13 protein-coding genes are annotated in these 14,577 nt (G+C 64.9%); 9 read left to right on the top strand and 4 right to left on the bottom strand.

Translation table 11 applies throughout. The features are described from left to right. Positions 1 to 16 precede the first annotated feature (16 nt). Positions 17 to 1,453 carry a glutamine synthetase family protein gene (locus tag ACVJ5M_RS01890; protein WP_063979899.1) on the bottom strand — a complete coding sequence of 479 codons (1,437 nt, stop codon included), beginning with the start codon at positions 1,451 to 1,453 and terminating at the stop codon, positions 17 to 19. A 163-nt stretch (positions 1,454 to 1,616) separates the two neighbouring features. Then, positions 1,617 to 2,975 carry an aromatic ring-hydroxylating dioxygenase subunit alpha gene (locus ACVJ5M_RS01885; protein WP_063979898.1) on the bottom strand — a complete coding sequence of 453 codons (1,359 nt, stop codon included), beginning with the start codon at positions 2,973 to 2,975 and terminating at the stop codon, positions 1,617 to 1,619. Between the two features lie 113 nt (positions 2,976 to 3,088). On the opposite strand from ACVJ5M_RS01885, the gene ACVJ5M_RS01880 reads away from it, so the two are divergent. The 4 genes from ACVJ5M_RS01880 (at position 3,089) to ACVJ5M_RS01865 (ending at position 6,308) form a co-directional block, all read left to right on the top strand. Next, positions 3,089 to 3,874 (top strand): IclR family transcriptional regulator domain-containing protein, encoded by a 786-nt coding sequence (locus ACVJ5M_RS01880; protein ID WP_063979897.1) that lies wholly within the window; start codon positions 3,089 to 3,091, stop codon positions 3,872 to 3,874. A 68-nt stretch (positions 3,875 to 3,942) separates the two neighbouring features. Then, the gene (locus tag ACVJ5M_RS01875) at positions 3,943 to 4,275 is read left to right on the top strand and encodes a PRC-barrel domain-containing protein (RefSeq protein ID WP_063979896.1); all 333 of its coding nucleotides are present in this window, start codon (positions 3,943 to 3,945) and stop codon (positions 4,273 to 4,275) included. 85 nt (positions 4,276 to 4,360) lie between these two features. Then, positions 4,361 to 6,097 carry a YbaL family putative K(+) efflux transporter gene (gene ybaL / locus ACVJ5M_RS01870; RefSeq protein ID WP_231143701.1) on the top strand — a complete coding sequence of 579 codons (1,737 nt, stop codon included), beginning with the start codon at positions 4,361 to 4,363 and terminating at the stop codon, positions 6,095 to 6,097. Next, on the top strand, positions 6,048 to 6,308 hold the full coding sequence (locus tag ACVJ5M_RS01865; protein ID WP_063979895.1) for a hypothetical protein: 261 nt from the start codon (positions 6,048 to 6,050) through the stop codon (positions 6,306 to 6,308). The genes ybaL and ACVJ5M_RS01865 overlap by 50 nt, the downstream gene beginning before the upstream one ends. 64 nt (positions 6,309 to 6,372) lie before the next feature. On the opposite strand, the gene ACVJ5M_RS01860 is transcribed toward ACVJ5M_RS01865, so the two are convergent. Next, positions 6,373 to 6,768: a group II truncated hemoglobin gene (locus ACVJ5M_RS01860; protein WP_063979894.1), complete on the bottom strand. Its 396-nt coding sequence runs from the start codon at positions 6,766 to 6,768 to the stop codon at positions 6,373 to 6,375. A 264-nt stretch (positions 6,769 to 7,032) separates the two neighbouring features. Next, positions 7,033 to 8,049, bottom strand: a complete 1,017-nt coding sequence (locus ACVJ5M_RS01855; RefSeq protein ID WP_256376492.1) for a helix-turn-helix transcriptional regulator — start codon at positions 8,047 to 8,049, stop codon at positions 7,033 to 7,035. A gap of 28 nt (positions 8,050 to 8,077) precedes the next feature. On the opposite strand from ACVJ5M_RS01855, the gene ACVJ5M_RS01850 reads away from it, so the two are divergent. The 5 genes from ACVJ5M_RS01850 (at position 8,078) to boxB (ending at position 14,470) form a co-directional block, all read left to right on the top strand. Then, on the top strand, positions 8,078 to 9,619 hold the full coding sequence (locus ACVJ5M_RS01850; protein WP_063979893.1) for a benzoate-CoA ligase family protein: 1,542 nt from the start codon (positions 8,078 to 8,080) through the stop codon (positions 9,617 to 9,619). Positions 9,620 to 9,735: 116 nt separating this feature from the next. Beyond that, positions 9,736 to 10,554 (top strand): alpha/beta fold hydrolase, encoded by an 819-nt coding sequence (locus tag ACVJ5M_RS01845; protein WP_063979892.1) that lies wholly within the window; start codon positions 9,736 to 9,738, stop codon positions 10,552 to 10,554. 18 nt (positions 10,555 to 10,572) lie between these two features. Then, positions 10,573 to 11,100: a DUF309 domain-containing protein gene (locus ACVJ5M_RS01840; protein WP_063979891.1), complete on the top strand. Its 528-nt coding sequence runs from the start codon at positions 10,573 to 10,575 to the stop codon at positions 11,098 to 11,100. A 116-nt stretch (positions 11,101 to 11,216) separates the two neighbouring features. Beyond that, positions 11,217 to 12,905 carry a 2,3-epoxybenzoyl-CoA dihydrolase gene (gene boxC / locus ACVJ5M_RS01835; protein ID WP_063979890.1) on the top strand — a complete coding sequence of 563 codons (1,689 nt, stop codon included), beginning with the start codon at positions 11,217 to 11,219 and terminating at the stop codon, positions 12,903 to 12,905. 128 nt (positions 12,906 to 13,033) lie between these two features. Beyond that, on the top strand, positions 13,034 to 14,470 hold the full coding sequence (gene boxB / locus ACVJ5M_RS01830; RefSeq protein ID WP_063985931.1) for a benzoyl-CoA 2,3-epoxidase subunit BoxB: 1,437 nt from the start codon (positions 13,034 to 13,036) through the stop codon (positions 14,468 to 14,470). Positions 14,471 to 14,577 lie beyond the last annotated feature (107 nt).

The following is a 14,577-nucleotide window of genomic DNA, read 5'->3' as shown; positions in this document are numbered from 1 at the left end:
GTGAGACGTATCTCCCTCAAAACACCTCGAAATATTCGCGGTGCTCCCAGTCGGTCACCTCTGACAGGAAGCGGTCGATCTCGGCATTCTTGATGTGGGTGTAGTAGTCGACGAACTCAGGCCCGAACTTCTCGCGGAAGAACGGATCGTCCTTCAGCGCGGCGACCGCATCGCGCAAGCTCTTCGGCAACGGCGGCGCCTTGGTCTCGTAGGGCGTGTCGGCGGACGGGCCGGGGTCGAGCTTGCGGTCGACGCCGTCGAGGCCCGAGAGAATCTGGGAGGCCATGTAGAGATAGGGATTGGCGGCGGGCTCGCCGATGCGGTTCTCCAAGCGCGTTGCGGCATCATTGGCGCCGCCGAGCACGCGGATCATCACGCCGCGATTGTCGCGGCCCCAGATCGCCCGGTCCGGCGCCAGCGAATAGGAGCGGTAGCGCTTGTAGCCGTTGATGGTCGGGGTGGTGAACACGGTCGAGGCGCGGGCGTGGTCGAGCAGGCCGGCAAGGTACGCCCGGCCGAACGCGCTGAGCGGCTCGCTGCCGTCCTTCGTCATGAACTGATTTTCGCCAGACGCGCGCGAGACGATCGACTGGTGCAGGTGCCAGCCGCTCGCGAACATATTCGGCAGTTTCGGCCGACACATGAAGGTGGCGTGATAGCCGTGGCGGCGCGCGATCTGCTTCACGGCAGAGCGGAACAGCACCATGTTGTCGGCGGGCTCCAGCCCCTTCTTCGGCGCGAAGGTGAATTCGCACTGGCTCGGCCCGAACTCGACCTCGACCGAGCGCAAGGGCAGTCCGAGCGCGACGATATCGCGGCGCAGGATCTCCAGCACCGGCTCCATCTGATCGAAGCGCTGCTCGGTGAGGTATTGATAGCCGTGGCTGAGCAGGCTCACCGACGGCGGCGTGCCGGGCTGGCCGGCATCCTCGGGCCGCATATGCGCGTCGTCGAGCTTGAAGATGTGGAATTCAACCTCGAGGCCGGCGACGAAATCGTGGCCGCGGCCGCTGAGATCATCGAGCACCTTGCGATAGAGGCCGCGGGTCGCGAACGGCACGGGACGGCCGTCGCCAAAATAGAGATCGCAGAGCACCCAGCCCGTCGCGGGCGCCCATGGCAGCACGCGGAACGTGGTTGGGTCGGCGACCATCAACACGTCGGCCGCGCCCTCCATCTCCTTCATGCCGAATCCGCCGCCTGACGTGAACACCGGAAACACCGTGCGGTGCGAGGTGTCCTTGGCGAGCATGGTCGTGGTGATGGAGCAGCCGCTCTCCAGCGAGGCGATCGCCTCGGCGGCGATGATGGTCTTGCCGCGCAAAATGCCGTGCTGGTCCGGGAAGGCGAGGCGGATGACCTCGAGGTTCTTTTCCTCGACGATGCGGCGCAGGCGCGCTGCGGCGTCCCTCTGCTCATCCGACCACAGCGCATGACGCGCGACGAAAGTCACTCGGTTGCTCCTTCAGTCCGTGCTGTCATCGCCCGCGAAGGCGGGCGATCCAGTATTCCAGAGACGGCGACGTGTCCACGAGAGGCCGCGGCGTACTGGATGCCCCGCCTTCGCGGGGCATGACAGTGAAGTATGTGGCGCCCGCCGCTGATTGACGGCATTATCACTCCGCCGCCGTCAGCCGGTGCACGTTGTCCGCGATCTCCTTCGGCACCGGCGCGGCCCAAGGTGCGCCGCGGCGGCGCTTGACGTCGACCTCCATCCAGTAGAGCTCCCAACCCTGGGTCGGCCCGATGCCGTCCATGGTGGCCGGTCCCTGGATGCTGCGCGCCCTGCTCTCGTCCAGGAACAGCATCGGCTTTTCGCCGCCGCCGACCTTTTCGATCTCAGCCCGTAGCAGGCGGCGGTACTGCACGATCGCCTTGTCGCTGGAGCCGAGATGCTCCTTGGTGCGGTCCTGGATCGCGCCCATCGATTCCACCGCCCACTGGTCGTGCACGTTGATGTCGTTGCCCATGCCGGTGTAGGTCGCGGTCGCCTGCTCGTGCGGATCGAAGCCGTAATCGTTGCCGCGGTTCTTGCGCGACTTGTAGTCGGGCAGCTCATAGAGCTCGAGCCGCTGATCGCGCATCTTCTGCTTGTCGACCGGGTTGGTGTAGCTGGTGAAGATCGCGTACCAGTAGCAGTTCTCGTCGTCGACCGGCACGTGCCACTGCGTGATCGTCATTTCCGTGCTCATGGGGATGACGAAGCCGTGCGGGAAGAGCTGGTTGGTGACGCGCACATGGGTGCGCTCCTCGTCGATCTCGCGCAGCGCGATCAGCCGCAGGCCATATTCGGTGTGTTCGACATTGATGATCGGCCGGTCGTATTCGCGCAGGATCTTTGTCATCGGCAGATCAGAGCCGGCGGAGGCGCCGCGGAACTGCTTGCCATAAGCCGTCGACGTATCCTCGTCCTCGAAGAAGCGGTGCAGATAGGAGGCGTGCGCGGGATCGATGCCGACCTCCAGCGCCTGAAGCCAGTTGCAGGCCATGTGGCCCTTGAACGCAAAAGTGTGCGTGCCGGGCGCGACAAAGCAGTCGAGCTCCGGAAACGCCGGCGGCTCACCCTCGCCGAGATAAGCCCAGAGGATGCCGCTCTTCTCGACCACGGGATAGGAGCGCTGGCGGATGTTCTGGCAGAGTTTTGAATCCTTCGGTTCGGCCGGCGTCTCGATGCACTGGCCGGTGGCGTCGAACAGCCAGCCATGGAAGGCGCAGCGCAGGCCGTCATGTTCGAGACGTCCGAAGGCGAGGTCGGCGCCGCGATGGGCGCAGTGACGGTCGATCAGGCCGTAGCGTCCGCTCTCGTCGCGGAACAGCACCAGATTCTCGCCGAGCAGTTTGACGGGACGGATCGGGCGCGCGCCCTCCAGCTCGTCGACCAGCGCCGCCGGCTGCCAGTAGCTCCGCATCAGCTTGCCGCAGGGGTCCTTCGGACCGGTACGGGTGATCAGGTCGTTCTGCTCCTGGCTCATCATGGCGGGTGCGTCCTTTGTCGGAGAGGCGTTTGTTCGCCTATTGAACGAATGGGCGAATTATGCCATGCCTTGGTCCGGCGGCAAGCAATATTTTGCAGGATGTTCCCGGACCTATGCCCAAGCTGAAGCGAAGCGAAAGCGAAGAGCGGGCGACGGATTTCGTCGAGAGCCTCGATCGCGGCCTGCGCCTGCTGCAATGTTTCGGCACGACCACCGGCCCGATGACGCTGAGCGATCTCGCCCGGGCGGCAGAGCTGCCGCGCGCCACCGCGCGCCGCATGCTGTTCACGCTCCAGCGCGGCGGCTTCGTCGCCGGCGACGGAAAGCTGTTCTCTCTGACCCCGCACGTACTGACGCTCGCGGCGTCCTACCTGCGCTCCAGCCACCTCGTCGCCGTGCTTCAGCCGGTGCTCGATCGCGTCGCCACGGCAGCGCAGGAAATCGCCTCGCTCGCGGTGCTCGACGGCGACGACGTCGTGTTTGTCGCACGCAGCAGCCCGGCGCGGATGTTTTCGGGGGGGCTCGAGATCGGCTACCGGCTGCCGGCGTTCTGCACCTCGGTCGGCCGCGCCATGCTGGGGCAGTTCGATGATGCAGCGCTTGCCGCACGCCTGAAGACAACGAAGCGCGAGATGTTGACGCCGCAGACGGTGACCGATCCGAAGGCGCTGCTGGCCAGCATCACAGCCGATCGCGAGCAAGGCTATTCGCTGGTCGATCGCGAGGCAGAGCCGCATTTCCGCTCGATCTCGGTTCCGGTGCGCCGCTACGACGGCGTGATCGTCGCCGCCATCAACATGGGCGCCCATGTCGACCGCGTGCCGGCAGGGGAGCTGATCGACCGGTTGCTCCCGCTGCTCCGCGAAGGCGCGGAGTCCGTGCGGTCGCAGCTGTTATAGCAACGATCGTTGGCGCCGCGCGTCCGCGGGCCTATAATCTCGTCACGCAAGACAACAGGGAGGACGCCATGAAACACACCATGGTTCCCAGTGATCGCGTGGAGCACGTCTGCGTCTACGGGCGCGACGGCGCGAAGCTCGGCTCGATCGAGCGGCTGATGCTCGACAAGGTGACCGGCACGGTCGCCTACGCCGTGATCAGGACCGGCGGGCTGCTCGGCACGCACCACCATTATCCTGTGCAGTGGGGCGCGCTGAAATACGATCCCGCGCGGCAGGCTTTTCGTGTCGAGGTGACGCAGGACGAACTCGCCAGCGGACCGAGCGAGTTCGACGGCGACGAATTCGACTGGGGCGATCGTTCGCGGCCCTACGCGCACCCAAATTATTGGTCGATCTGACGGCGCGATTGCGGCAGGCGTCGCGCGCTGAGCCGCCTCACTTGGTCGCGGTGCGCCGGCGCGCGCGCTGTGTCAAAAGGCAAAAATGCCGCATGACACACCTCTCATCGCCACCATCGTCGTCGGACTTGGACTAGCTTTCGTACTCGGAACTATAGCGCAGCGGTTCCGCATTCCGCCGCTTGTCGGCTACCTGCTCGCCGGCGTTGCCGTCGGGCCGTTCACGCCAGGCTTCGTCGCCGACCAGGCGCTTGCGACCGAGCTTGCCGAACTCGGCATTATCTTGCTGATGTTCGGCGTCGGCCTGCATTTTTCGCTCCAGGATCTGCTGAGCGTCCGGCACATCGCCGTTCCGGGCGCCGTCGTGCAGATTGCGGTCGCCACACTGATGGGACTCGGCCTTTCATGGCTGATGGGCTGGAGCGTCGGTGCGGGACTCGTGTTCGGACTGGCGTTGTCGGTCGCGAGCACTGTGGTCCTGCTTCGCGCGCTGCAGGAGCGGCGCCTGATGGAGACCGATCGCGGCCGCATCGCGGTCGGCTGGCTCATCGTCGAGGACCTCGCGATGGTGCTCGTGCTGGTGCTGTTCCCGGCGATCGCAAGCCTTCAGGGCGCCAGCGGTGACAAGCCAGCCTTCGAGCCGCTGGCCGCGCAGGCCGGCTTCGGGCTTGCCGGCATCGTGATGCTGACCCTGGCCAAGATCATCGTGTTCATCGGGCTGATGCTGGTGGTGGGGCGCCGGGTGATTCCCTGGATCCTGCACTACATCGCGCATACCGGCTCGCGCGAATTGTTCCGTCTTGGCGTGCTTGCGATCGCGCTGTGCATCGCATTCGGGGCGACGAAGCTGTTCGACGTGTCGCTGGCGCTGGGCGCGTTCTTCGCCGGCATGATGCTGCGGGAATCGCCGCTCAGTGCACGCGCCGCGCAGGAATCGCTGCCGCTGCGCGATGCCTTCGCCGTGCTGTTCTTCGTCTCGGTCGGCATGATGTTCGATCCGATGAGCGTGGTCCGCGAGCCCTGGCCGCTGCTGGCGACGCTGGCGATTATCATGCTCGGCAAATCACTCGCGGCGTTCCTGATCGTGGTCCTGTTCCGGCATCCGGTCGCGACCGCGCTGACGATCTCGGCGAGCCTGTCGCAGATCGGCGAGTTCTCGTTCATCCTGGCCGAGCTCGGCGTCGCCTCGCAGATCCTGCCCAGCGACGGCCGCGACCTGATCATGGCTGGCGCGATCCTCTCCATCATGCTCAACCCGCTGATGTTCGCGGCCGCCACCTGGCTCGCGCCGCGTCTCGACCCGCGCCGGGATTCACCGCAGGCCGCGGCCGCCGTGCCCGAACCGATCCGCACCACGGACCTGACCGACCATACGATCGTGATCGGCTATGGCCGCGTCGGCGCGCTCGTCGGCGATGCCCTGAAGCAGCGGCAATTGCCGTTCCTTGTCGCCGAGGTCGGCGAGAGTGCACTGGCGAAGCTGAAGCAGGGCGGCATCGAGACCGTCATGGGCAATGCCGCGCAGCCCGAAATTCTCGGCGCCACCAATCCGTCACGGGCGCGGCATCTCGTCATCGCGATCCCCGAGGCGTTCGAGGCAGGGCAGATCGTGCAGCAGGCGCGTGCGGCCAATCCGGACATCCGCATCATCGCGCGAGCGCATGCGGATGCCGAGGTCGATCATTTGAAGGGGCTGGGGGCGGATGTCGTCATCATGGGCGAGCGGGAGATCGCGCGCGGCATGATCGAGGAGCTGGAGAGGAGAAATCCGGATGCTGCCCAGCAAGATCCACGTGCGCTCGCGGTCGGTTCGGTCGTTTGACCTGATCACGCCGAAGGGCCGGACCTACCGCTTTCCGCCGCCGACATTGTTGCAGCGGTTGTTGCGGTGGGGGCTCGCGCATGCGGAGACAATGGCGATCTCCGCGGCGATCCTGGCATTGATTTATGTGGCGGGCTTTGTGGCCGAGGCGCTGGATCGCTCGGTGTTTGACGCGTGCAATGACAGGGCTGGGGTGCGCAGGGTGGGTTAACCTGCAGCTGCGCGAAGCGCAGTCCGCTGGAGTAGCCCACCGCGTCCCCGCCTCGCGTTCTGTGTCACTGCCGATTGCGCATCCAGTCGGCAAGGCCCGATATCGCCTTGTCGAGGTCCTGCCGCGCGGCGGCGTCCGTGACCGTCTCGTCCAGCGCGCCGCGCATGCAGAGCAGCCACGCATCGCGCTCGGCGTCGCCAATGGCAAAGCCGATATGCCGCTGCCGCAGCCGCGGATGGCCCTTCTCGACGGAATAGAGTTTTGGGCCGCCGGTCCATTCGGTGAGATAGCGCTTCAGCACGTCCCTGATCAGTCCGAGGTCATCCGCGTGCATCGCGCGGATTATTTTCGCCTCCGGCAGCGTGTCCATGCGCTCGTAGAAACGGTCGACCAGAGAGTCGATCGTCGCGCTGCCGCCGATCCGCTCGAACATGGAGGTGGTGACGTCGCTGGAGGTCATCGTGAGTCCTGTCTGGTGCAAGGCTCTTCATATCGTCTCCCTTTGCGAAACGAAAAGGGGACGCATGGCGTAGCTGCGCGCTCAGCTCTGCTCCCTCCTCCCTTGCGGGGGAGGGCAGGGGAGGGGTCGCCCAGGAAATGGTGTTGGTTGTCGCGAAGAAGAAGCGCGTTGCGCGAGTGATGGAGTCCCCGTGTGGCACCCCTCTCCCTAACCCTCCCCCGCAAGGGGGGAGGGAACGCAGCGAGCGTGCCGTGAGAGATCGCCTTACAGCGCCACGCTGCGCAGGCCGAAACTCCGCGCTTCGTTTTGCAGCACCGGCCGCACCGCATCGATCAGCCGTGCAGCCGCCGCATCGACCGACAGCCCTGCCGTATCGACCACCGCCGTCGCGCGCGAATACAACGGTTCGCGGCTCAGCAAGATGTTGCGCAGCTCGGCCATTGCGGAGCGGTCGTCCGCCATCGGGCGCAGGTCGCCCTGGCGGCGAACGCGGGCCATGTGCTCCTCGGGCTCGGCCTTCAGCCAGATCGTGTAGAACGACGACAGGATCTGGTCGAAGGTCAACGGCTCCGACACGATGCCGCCGCCGGTCGCCAGCACCATCAGCTCGTTGCGCGCGAGCAGCTGTTGCAGCGCTGCCTGCTCCATGCGGCGAAAGCCTTCCTGGCCGTAGAGCGCGATGATCTCGGCGACCGAGAGCCCGTTCTGCTGCTCGACCTCCTTGTTGAGCTCGACGAAACTCCAGCCGACCTTCTTCGCCAGCATCCGCCCAAGTGTCGATTTGCCGGCGCCGCGCAGGCCGATCAGCGCGATGCCGCAGAACGGTGCGCGCCGCGGCGCCGACGCGCTGCCGCCGGCGAGAACGTCCTTGGCCTGAGCGATTTGCGCCGGCGTCGCCTTGCGCAGGAGATCGCGAAACATCTGCCAGTCCGGCGTCGGATCGGCCGAGGGAAGCAGGTCTTCGAGATGCGCACCCATCGCATCGGAGACGCGGCGCAGCAACACGATGGAGACGTTGCCCTTGCCGCTCTCGAGCTGCGCGATGTAGCGCTCCGAAATTCCCGATACCTTGGCGAGCACCTTGCGCGACATGCCGCGCAGCGCGCGCATGGTGCGCACGCGCTGGCCGAGCTGTTCGAGAAATCGGGATTCGGCGTCGGGACTGTCGGTCATGGACTGCAGATCATGGGCCTTCTTTAGTTGATGCCCTGCGGCGCGTTTTAATGAAACATAGTGCCTGCCAGCATTGACAGCAAGCCGCCGCGGTGTCTTTCTATGAATTATAATTCTAAAATCGGGGGAGAAGTCCGTGAGCGAGGGATCCTATAACGCGGTGACCTGGCTGCTCGACCGCAACGTCGAGGACGGCAGGGGAGGAAAGCTCGCCTTCGACGACACCGTCTCGCGGCTCACCTATGGCGAGCTCCAGCGCGAGACCCGGCGCGCCGCCAACATGCTGCGCCGGCTCGGGGTCCGCCGCGAGGAGCGCGTGGCGATGATCATGCTGGACACGGTCGATTTCCCGATCGTGTTTCTGGGCGCGATCCGCGCCGGCATCGTGCCGGTGCCGCTGAACACGCTGCTGACATCAGATCAATACGCCTACATCCTCGCCGATTGCCGCGCGCGCGTGCTGTTCGTCTCCGAAGCACTCTATCCCGTCATCAAGGACGTCGTCGGCCGCATGCCGGATCTCGAGCATGTCGTGGTCTCCGGCGCCAAGATGAACGGCCACAAGCAGCTCGCGGAAGAGCTCGCCGGCGAGAGCGACCAGTTCACGACCGCCGCGACGCATCCCGACGAGCCCGCATTCTGGCTGTATTCGTCGGGCTCAACCGGCATGCCCAAGGGCGTGCGCCACATCCATTCGAATTTGCAGGCGACCGCGGACACCTATGCGAGCCAGGTGCTCGGCATCCGCGAGAACGACGTCTGCCTGTCTGCGGCAAAACTGTTCTTCGCCTATGGCCTCGGCAATGCGCTGACTTTTCCGATGTCGGTCGGCGCCACCGTGGTGCTGAACAGCGAGCGCCCGACGCCGGCGCGCATGTTCGACCTGATGAACAGGTACAATCCCTCGATCTTCTACGGCGTGCCGACGCTGTTCGCGGCGATGCTCAACGACGAGACGATGAAGGCCGAGCGCGGCGGCAAGTCGCTCCGCATCTGCACCTCGGCCGGCGAGGCGTTGCCGGAATCCGTCGGCAACAGCTGGAAGGCGCGCTTCGGCGTCGACATCCTCGACGGCGTCGGCTCGACCGAGCTCTTGCACATCTTCCTGTCGAACGCGCCCGGCGACATCAAATACGGCTCCTCGGGCAAGCCGGTGCCGGGCTATGCGGTGCGGCTCGTCAACGAGGCCGGCCAGGATGTCGCCGACGGCGAGGTCGGCGAGCTGCTGGTCGATGCGCCCTCCGCCGGCGAGGGCTACTGGAACCAGCGCCACAAGAGCCGCCGCACGTTTGAAGGGCCATGGACCCGCACCGGCGACAAATATGTCCGCGATGGCGAAGGCCGCTACACCTTCTGCGGCCGCGCCGACGACATGTTCAAGGTCTCCGGCATCTGGGTCTCGCCGTTCGAGGTCGAGAGCGCGCTGATCACGCATCCCGCCGTGCTGGAAGCGGCCGTCGTGCCCGAAGCCGATCCGGAAGGCCTGCTGAAGCCGAAGGCCTTCGTCGTGCTGCGTCCGGGCGCGGCGACGGCGGACTTGCAGGAGATGCTGAAGGAGCACGTCAAGCAGAAGATCGGCCCGTGGAAATATCCGCGCTGGATCGACGTGGTGGAGTCACTGCCGAAGACGGCGACGGGGAAGATCCAGCGGTTCAAATTGCGCGAGGGCGCAAACTAGCAATCGGTCGTCATGGCCGGGCTTGACCCGGCCATCCACGTGCATCCGCGATTGAGGAAAGGCGTGGATGCCCGGGTCAAGCCCGGGCATGACGACGGAGAGAGAAGAGCGAAGAAATGACCAACCTCACCCCCACCGGCTTCCTGACCATCGGCAGCGCCAGCCTCGAATACAAATGGCTCGCCCCGCAGGACGCCGATGCACCCACCATCGTCATGCTGCATGAAGGCCTCGGCTCCGTCGGCCTGTGGGGCGACTTCCCCGAGAAGCTCCAGCTAGCCACCGGCGCCGGCATCTTCGTCTATTCGCGCGCGGGCTACGGCCAATCCAGCGCGGTCACGCTGCCGCGGCCGCTCGATTACATGCAGCGCGAGGCGCTGGATGTGCTGCCGAAGATCCTCGACGCGATTTCCTTCAAGCGCGGCCTCCTGCTCGGCCATTCCGACGGCGCCTCGATCGCGACGATCTATGCCGGTGCGCATCAGGATCACCGTCTGCAAGGCCTCGTGCTGATGGCGCCGCATTTCATCGTCGAGGACATCTCGGTGAAATCCATCGCTGCGATCAAGACGACCTTCGAGACCACCGACCTCAAGGCGAAGCTGGCGCGCTGGCACAAGGATGTCGACAACGCCTTCTACGGCTGGAACCGTGCCTGGCTCGATCCGAAATTCCGCGACTGGGACATCTCGGAATACCTCGCCTACATCCGCGTTCCCATCCTGGTCGTGCAGGGCAAGGACGACCAATATGGGACACTGCGACAGGTCGATATTGCGCAGGAAGAGTGTTATTGTCCGGTAGATTTGAAAATTATTTCAGACGCGGGACATTCCCCGCATCGTGAAGCGCCGGGGGCGACGCTTGACGCGATTGAGCAATTTGCAAGAGCGGCCCTGCGCGACGATCAGGGACTTCAAGGACGCGCCGCATGATTCTGCGAAGGCACATCCATGAATGTGCCTTCGGATGCAAGCGGCCCGTTGCCGTGGCCGCGATGGGCCTATGTGCCGGGCGAGACCGACGGGGTCGACGCGGATTACGAGACGCTTGACCTGGCCAAGGTGCTGGTGCCCTCGGCCTTCCGCGGCTACGTGCCGGCGCGCCATCCGGCGCTGCGCTACGGGCTCGCGCTCAACGACCGCGGCTATTTCTGGGAATCGCAGGAGGTGCTGGAAGCGGTGTGGGCCGCAGCCCCGCAAGGCGGCCGCGAGCGTATTCTGCTGCGCGCCTGCATTCACATCGCCAATGCCAATTTGCGACTGCGCATGCAGCGGCTGCATTCGGCCGCGCGCCTGTTCGGCGACGCGCAGGCAGAGTTACGGGCGCTGAACTCGCGCAAGGCAGCCGCGGGCGGCGACGGCTTTGTCGAGAGCTTCCCCATTCCGGCGCTGACGGCTCTGCTCCAGGCCAAGCTGGGCCGTTCCGAACTCTCGAAGGCGGACTGGATCACCCTCGGCGCCATTGTGCGGTCTCAATAGGCCTCATGAAACAAAGTGCATGCGATGGCCGTTAAGGGCTAGACGCTTTCGAAAAGATGCACTATTGTGCATCTAACGCTACAGCCAAAACGCATAACCAAGCTCAAGGGTGGCCCATGGCCGGGGAAGATCGGCGCCTCGCAGGCGGCGCGACATTCATCGATTTCCAGACCGTCCCGTCCCGCTACAAGCACTGGAAGCTTGCGGTCGATGGCGACGTCGCCACCCTGACCATGGACGTCGACGAAAATGGCGGCCTGTTCGAAGGCTATCTGCTCAAGCTCAATTCCTACGATCTCGGCGTCGACATCGAGCTGGCGGACGTCGTCCAGCGCCTGCGTTTCGAACACCCCGAGGTGAAGGTCGTGGTGATGCGCTCGGCCAAGAACCGCGTGTTCTGCGCCGGCGCCAACATCCGCATGCTTGCGGGCTCGACCCATGCCCACAAGGTGAACTTCTGCAAATTCACCAACGAGACCCGCAACGGCATGGAAGATTCGTCGGAGAATTCCGGCCAGCGCTTCATCACGGTGGTGAACGGCTCGGCCGCCGGCGGCGGCTATGAGCTGGCGCTCGCGACCGACCACATCATCCTCGCCGATGACGGCTCGTCGGCCGTTGCGCTGCCCGAAGTGCCGTTGCTCGCGGTATTGCCGGGCACCGGCGGCCTCACCCGCGTCGTCGACAAGCGCAAGGTGCGCCGCGACCACGCCGATTTCTTCTGCACCATCGAGGAAGGCGTGAAGGGCAAGCGCGCCGTGCAGTGGCGCCTCGTCGACGAGATCGCGCCGAACTCGAAGCTCGAGGCCAAGATCGCCGAGCGCGCCAAGGAGTTCGCAGGCCAGTCGAAGCGCAAGGGCAGCGGCAAGGGCATCGCGCTGACGCCGCTCAGGCGCGTCATCGACGAGACCAGCATCCGCTACGGTTTTGTCAGCGTCGACATCGATCGCACGGCGCGCATCGCCACCATCTCGATCAAGGCGCCGGAGGCCGCTCCGCCGGCCGACGTCGACGGCGTGATGGCGCAGGGATCTTCGTTCTGGCCGCTCCAGGTCGCGCGCGAGCTCGACGACGCCATCCTGCATCTGCGCATCAACGAGCTCGAGATTGCGATGCTCGTCTTCAAGAGCCATGGCGACCGCGCCCATGTGCTGGCATCCGATGGCTTCCTCGAAGCCAACAAGGCGCACTGGCTGGTCAACGAAATCAGGCACTATTGGAAGCGCGTGCTGAAGCGCATCGACGTCACCTCGCGCACGCTGGTGACGCTGGTCGAGCCCGGCTCCTGCTTTGCCGGCACGCTCGCCGAGCTCGTCTTCGCCGCCGACCGCTCCTACATGCTGATCGGCACGCGCCAGGGCGACAACCGTCCGCCGCCGTCGATCGAATTGTCGGCCATGAACTTCGGTCCGTATCCGATGAGCCACGGCCTGACCCGGCTGGAATCGCGCTTCCAGGCCGATCCGTCCGACGTCGAGCGTGCGGAAGCCACCATGGGCACCGCGCTCGACGCCGAGCAGGCGGAAGAGCTCGGCCTCGTCACCTTCGCGCTCGACGACATCGACTGGGACGACGAGGTGCGCGTGTTCCTCGAGGAGCGCGCCAGCTTCTCGCCCGACAGCCTCACCGGCATGGAAGCCAGCCTGCGCTTCGTCGGCCCCGAGACGATGGAATCAAAAATCTTCGCGCGCCTCACCGCGTGGCAGAACTGGATCTTCCAGCGCCCGAACGCGGTCGGCGAGGAAGGCGCGCTGCGCCGCTACGGCAGCGGCCAGAAGCCGAAATTCGATATGACGAGAGTTTAGCGAGTAGGAGTGGTGAATGGCGAATAGGGATTTCCATTCGCTACTCACCATTCGCCATTCGCAAGCTCACGGTTCGATGCCAATCGTTGAATGAATCAGTCCCCCACGGGAGGTCCACCATGAACATCATGAACGTCGACTACTCGACCAAGATTCCGAACAACGTGAATCTCGCCGAAGACCGCCAGGTGCTGAAGGCGCTGGAAGGCTGGCATCCCGGCTATATGGACTGGTGGAGCGACATGGGGCCGGAGGGCTTCCAGGAGTCGCTGGTGTACCTGCGCACCGCCTATTCCGTCGATCCGCGCGGCTGGGCCAAGTTCGATTACGTCCGCATGCCCGACTATCGCTGGGGCATCCTGCTTGCGCCGCAGGAGGAGAACCGCGTCGTTCCGTTCGGCGAGCATTTCGGCGAGCCTGCGTGGCAGGAAGTCCCGGGCGAGTATCGCGCCATGCTGCGCCGCCTGATCGTGATCCAGGGCGACACCGAGCCGGCTTCCGTCGAGCAGCAGCGCCACCTCGGCAAGACCGCGCCCTCGCTCTACGACATGCGCAATTTGTTCCAGGTCAATGTCGAGGAAGGCCGCCACCTCTGGGCGATGGTCTACCTGCTCCAGAAGTACTTTGGCCGCGACGGCCGCGAGGAAGCGGATGACTTGCTGCGCCGTCGCTCGGGCGATGCCGATGCGCCGCGCATGCTCGGTGCCTTCAACGAGGCGACGCCGGACTGGCTGTCCTTCTTCATGTTCACCTACTTCACCGACCGCGACGGCAAGATGCAGCTGCACTCGCTCGCGCAGTCGGGCTTCGATCCCTTGTCGCGCACCTGCCGTTTCATGCTGACGGAAGAAGCGCACCATATGTTCGTCGGCGAGACCGGCATCACCCGCGTCGTGCAGCGCACTTGTGACGCGATGCGCGAAGCCGGCATCACCGATCCCACCGACATCGCAAAGGTTCGCGCGCTCGGCGTGATCGACCTGCCGACGATCCAGAAGAAGCTGAACCTGCACTACACGCTGTCGCTCGACCTGTTCGGCTCGGAGGTCTCGACCAACGCGGCCAACGCCTTCAACACCGGCATCAAGGGCCGTTATCACGAGACCCAGATCGACGACGATCACCAGCTCAAGAACGCCACCTATCCGGTGCTCAAGTTCATCGACGGTGAGATCAAGCTGGTCGACGAGCCGGCGCTGACGGCGCTCAACATGCGCCTGCGCGACGATTACAGCCAGGACTGCGTCAAGGGCATGCTGCGCTGGAACAAGGTGATCTCGACCGCCGGCTATAACTTCCAGCTCAAACTGCCCAACGTCGCTTTCCATCGCCATATCGGCGAGTTCAAGGGCATCCATGCGACGCCGGATGGTCTTTTGATCGACGATGCCATTTGGGCGAAGCGCAAGGACGAGTGGCTGCCCTCGACCGCCGACGGCGACTTCATCACCTCGCTGATGCAGCCCGTCACCGAGACCGGCCAGTTCGCCTCCTGGATCTCGCCGCCGAAGGTCGGCATCGACAACAAGCCCGGCGATTTCGAGTACGTGAAGATCGAGTCGTAAGAGTCAGGGTTCGACCCTCGCACAATGCAAATGGTGTCATCACCCGCGAAAGCGGGTGATCCAGTATTCCAGAGGCGGCAGAGATAGATCGAGACGCTGCAGCGTAC

The sequence above is a fragment of the Bradyrhizobium sp. S3.7.6 genome (genome assembly GCF_054061875.1).
Note: the sequence above shows the minus strand (reverse complement) of the source record. Positions and strands in the feature narration are given on the sequence as shown.

Bases quoted from the DNA above. Each gene is read 5' to 3' on its own strand.
- ACVJ5M_RS01885 (WP_063979898.1), bottom strand. From the start codon at position 2,975: ATGATGAGCCAGGAGCAGAACGACCTGATCACCCGTACCGGTCCGAAG.
- ACVJ5M_RS01880 (WP_063979897.1), top strand. From the start codon at position 3,089: ATGCCCAAGCTGAAGCGAAGCGAAAGCGAAGAGCGGGCGACGGATTTC.
- ACVJ5M_RS01875 (WP_063979896.1), top strand. From the start codon at position 3,943: ATGAAACACACCATGGTTCCCAGTGATCGCGTGGAGCACGTCTGCGTC.
- ybaL (WP_231143701.1), top strand. From the start codon at position 4,361: ATGCCGCATGACACACCTCTCATCGCCACCATCGTCGTCGGACTTGGA.
- ACVJ5M_RS01865 (WP_063979895.1), top strand. From the start codon at position 6,048: ATGCTGCCCAGCAAGATCCACGTGCGCTCGCGGTCGGTTCGGTCGTTT.
- ACVJ5M_RS01860 (WP_063979894.1), bottom strand. From the start codon at position 6,768: ATGACCTCCAGCGACGTCACCACCTCCATGTTCGAGCGGATCGGCGGC.
- ACVJ5M_RS01845 (WP_063979892.1), top strand. From the start codon at position 9,736: ATGACCAACCTCACCCCCACCGGCTTCCTGACCATCGGCAGCGCCAGC.
- ACVJ5M_RS01840 (WP_063979891.1), top strand. From the start codon at position 10,573: ATGAATGTGCCTTCGGATGCAAGCGGCCCGTTGCCGTGGCCGCGATGG.
- boxC (WP_063979890.1), top strand. From the start codon at position 11,217: ATGGCCGGGGAAGATCGGCGCCTCGCAGGCGGCGCGACATTCATCGAT.
- boxB (WP_063985931.1), top strand. From the start codon at position 13,034: ATGAACGTCGACTACTCGACCAAGATTCCGAACAACGTGAATCTCGCC.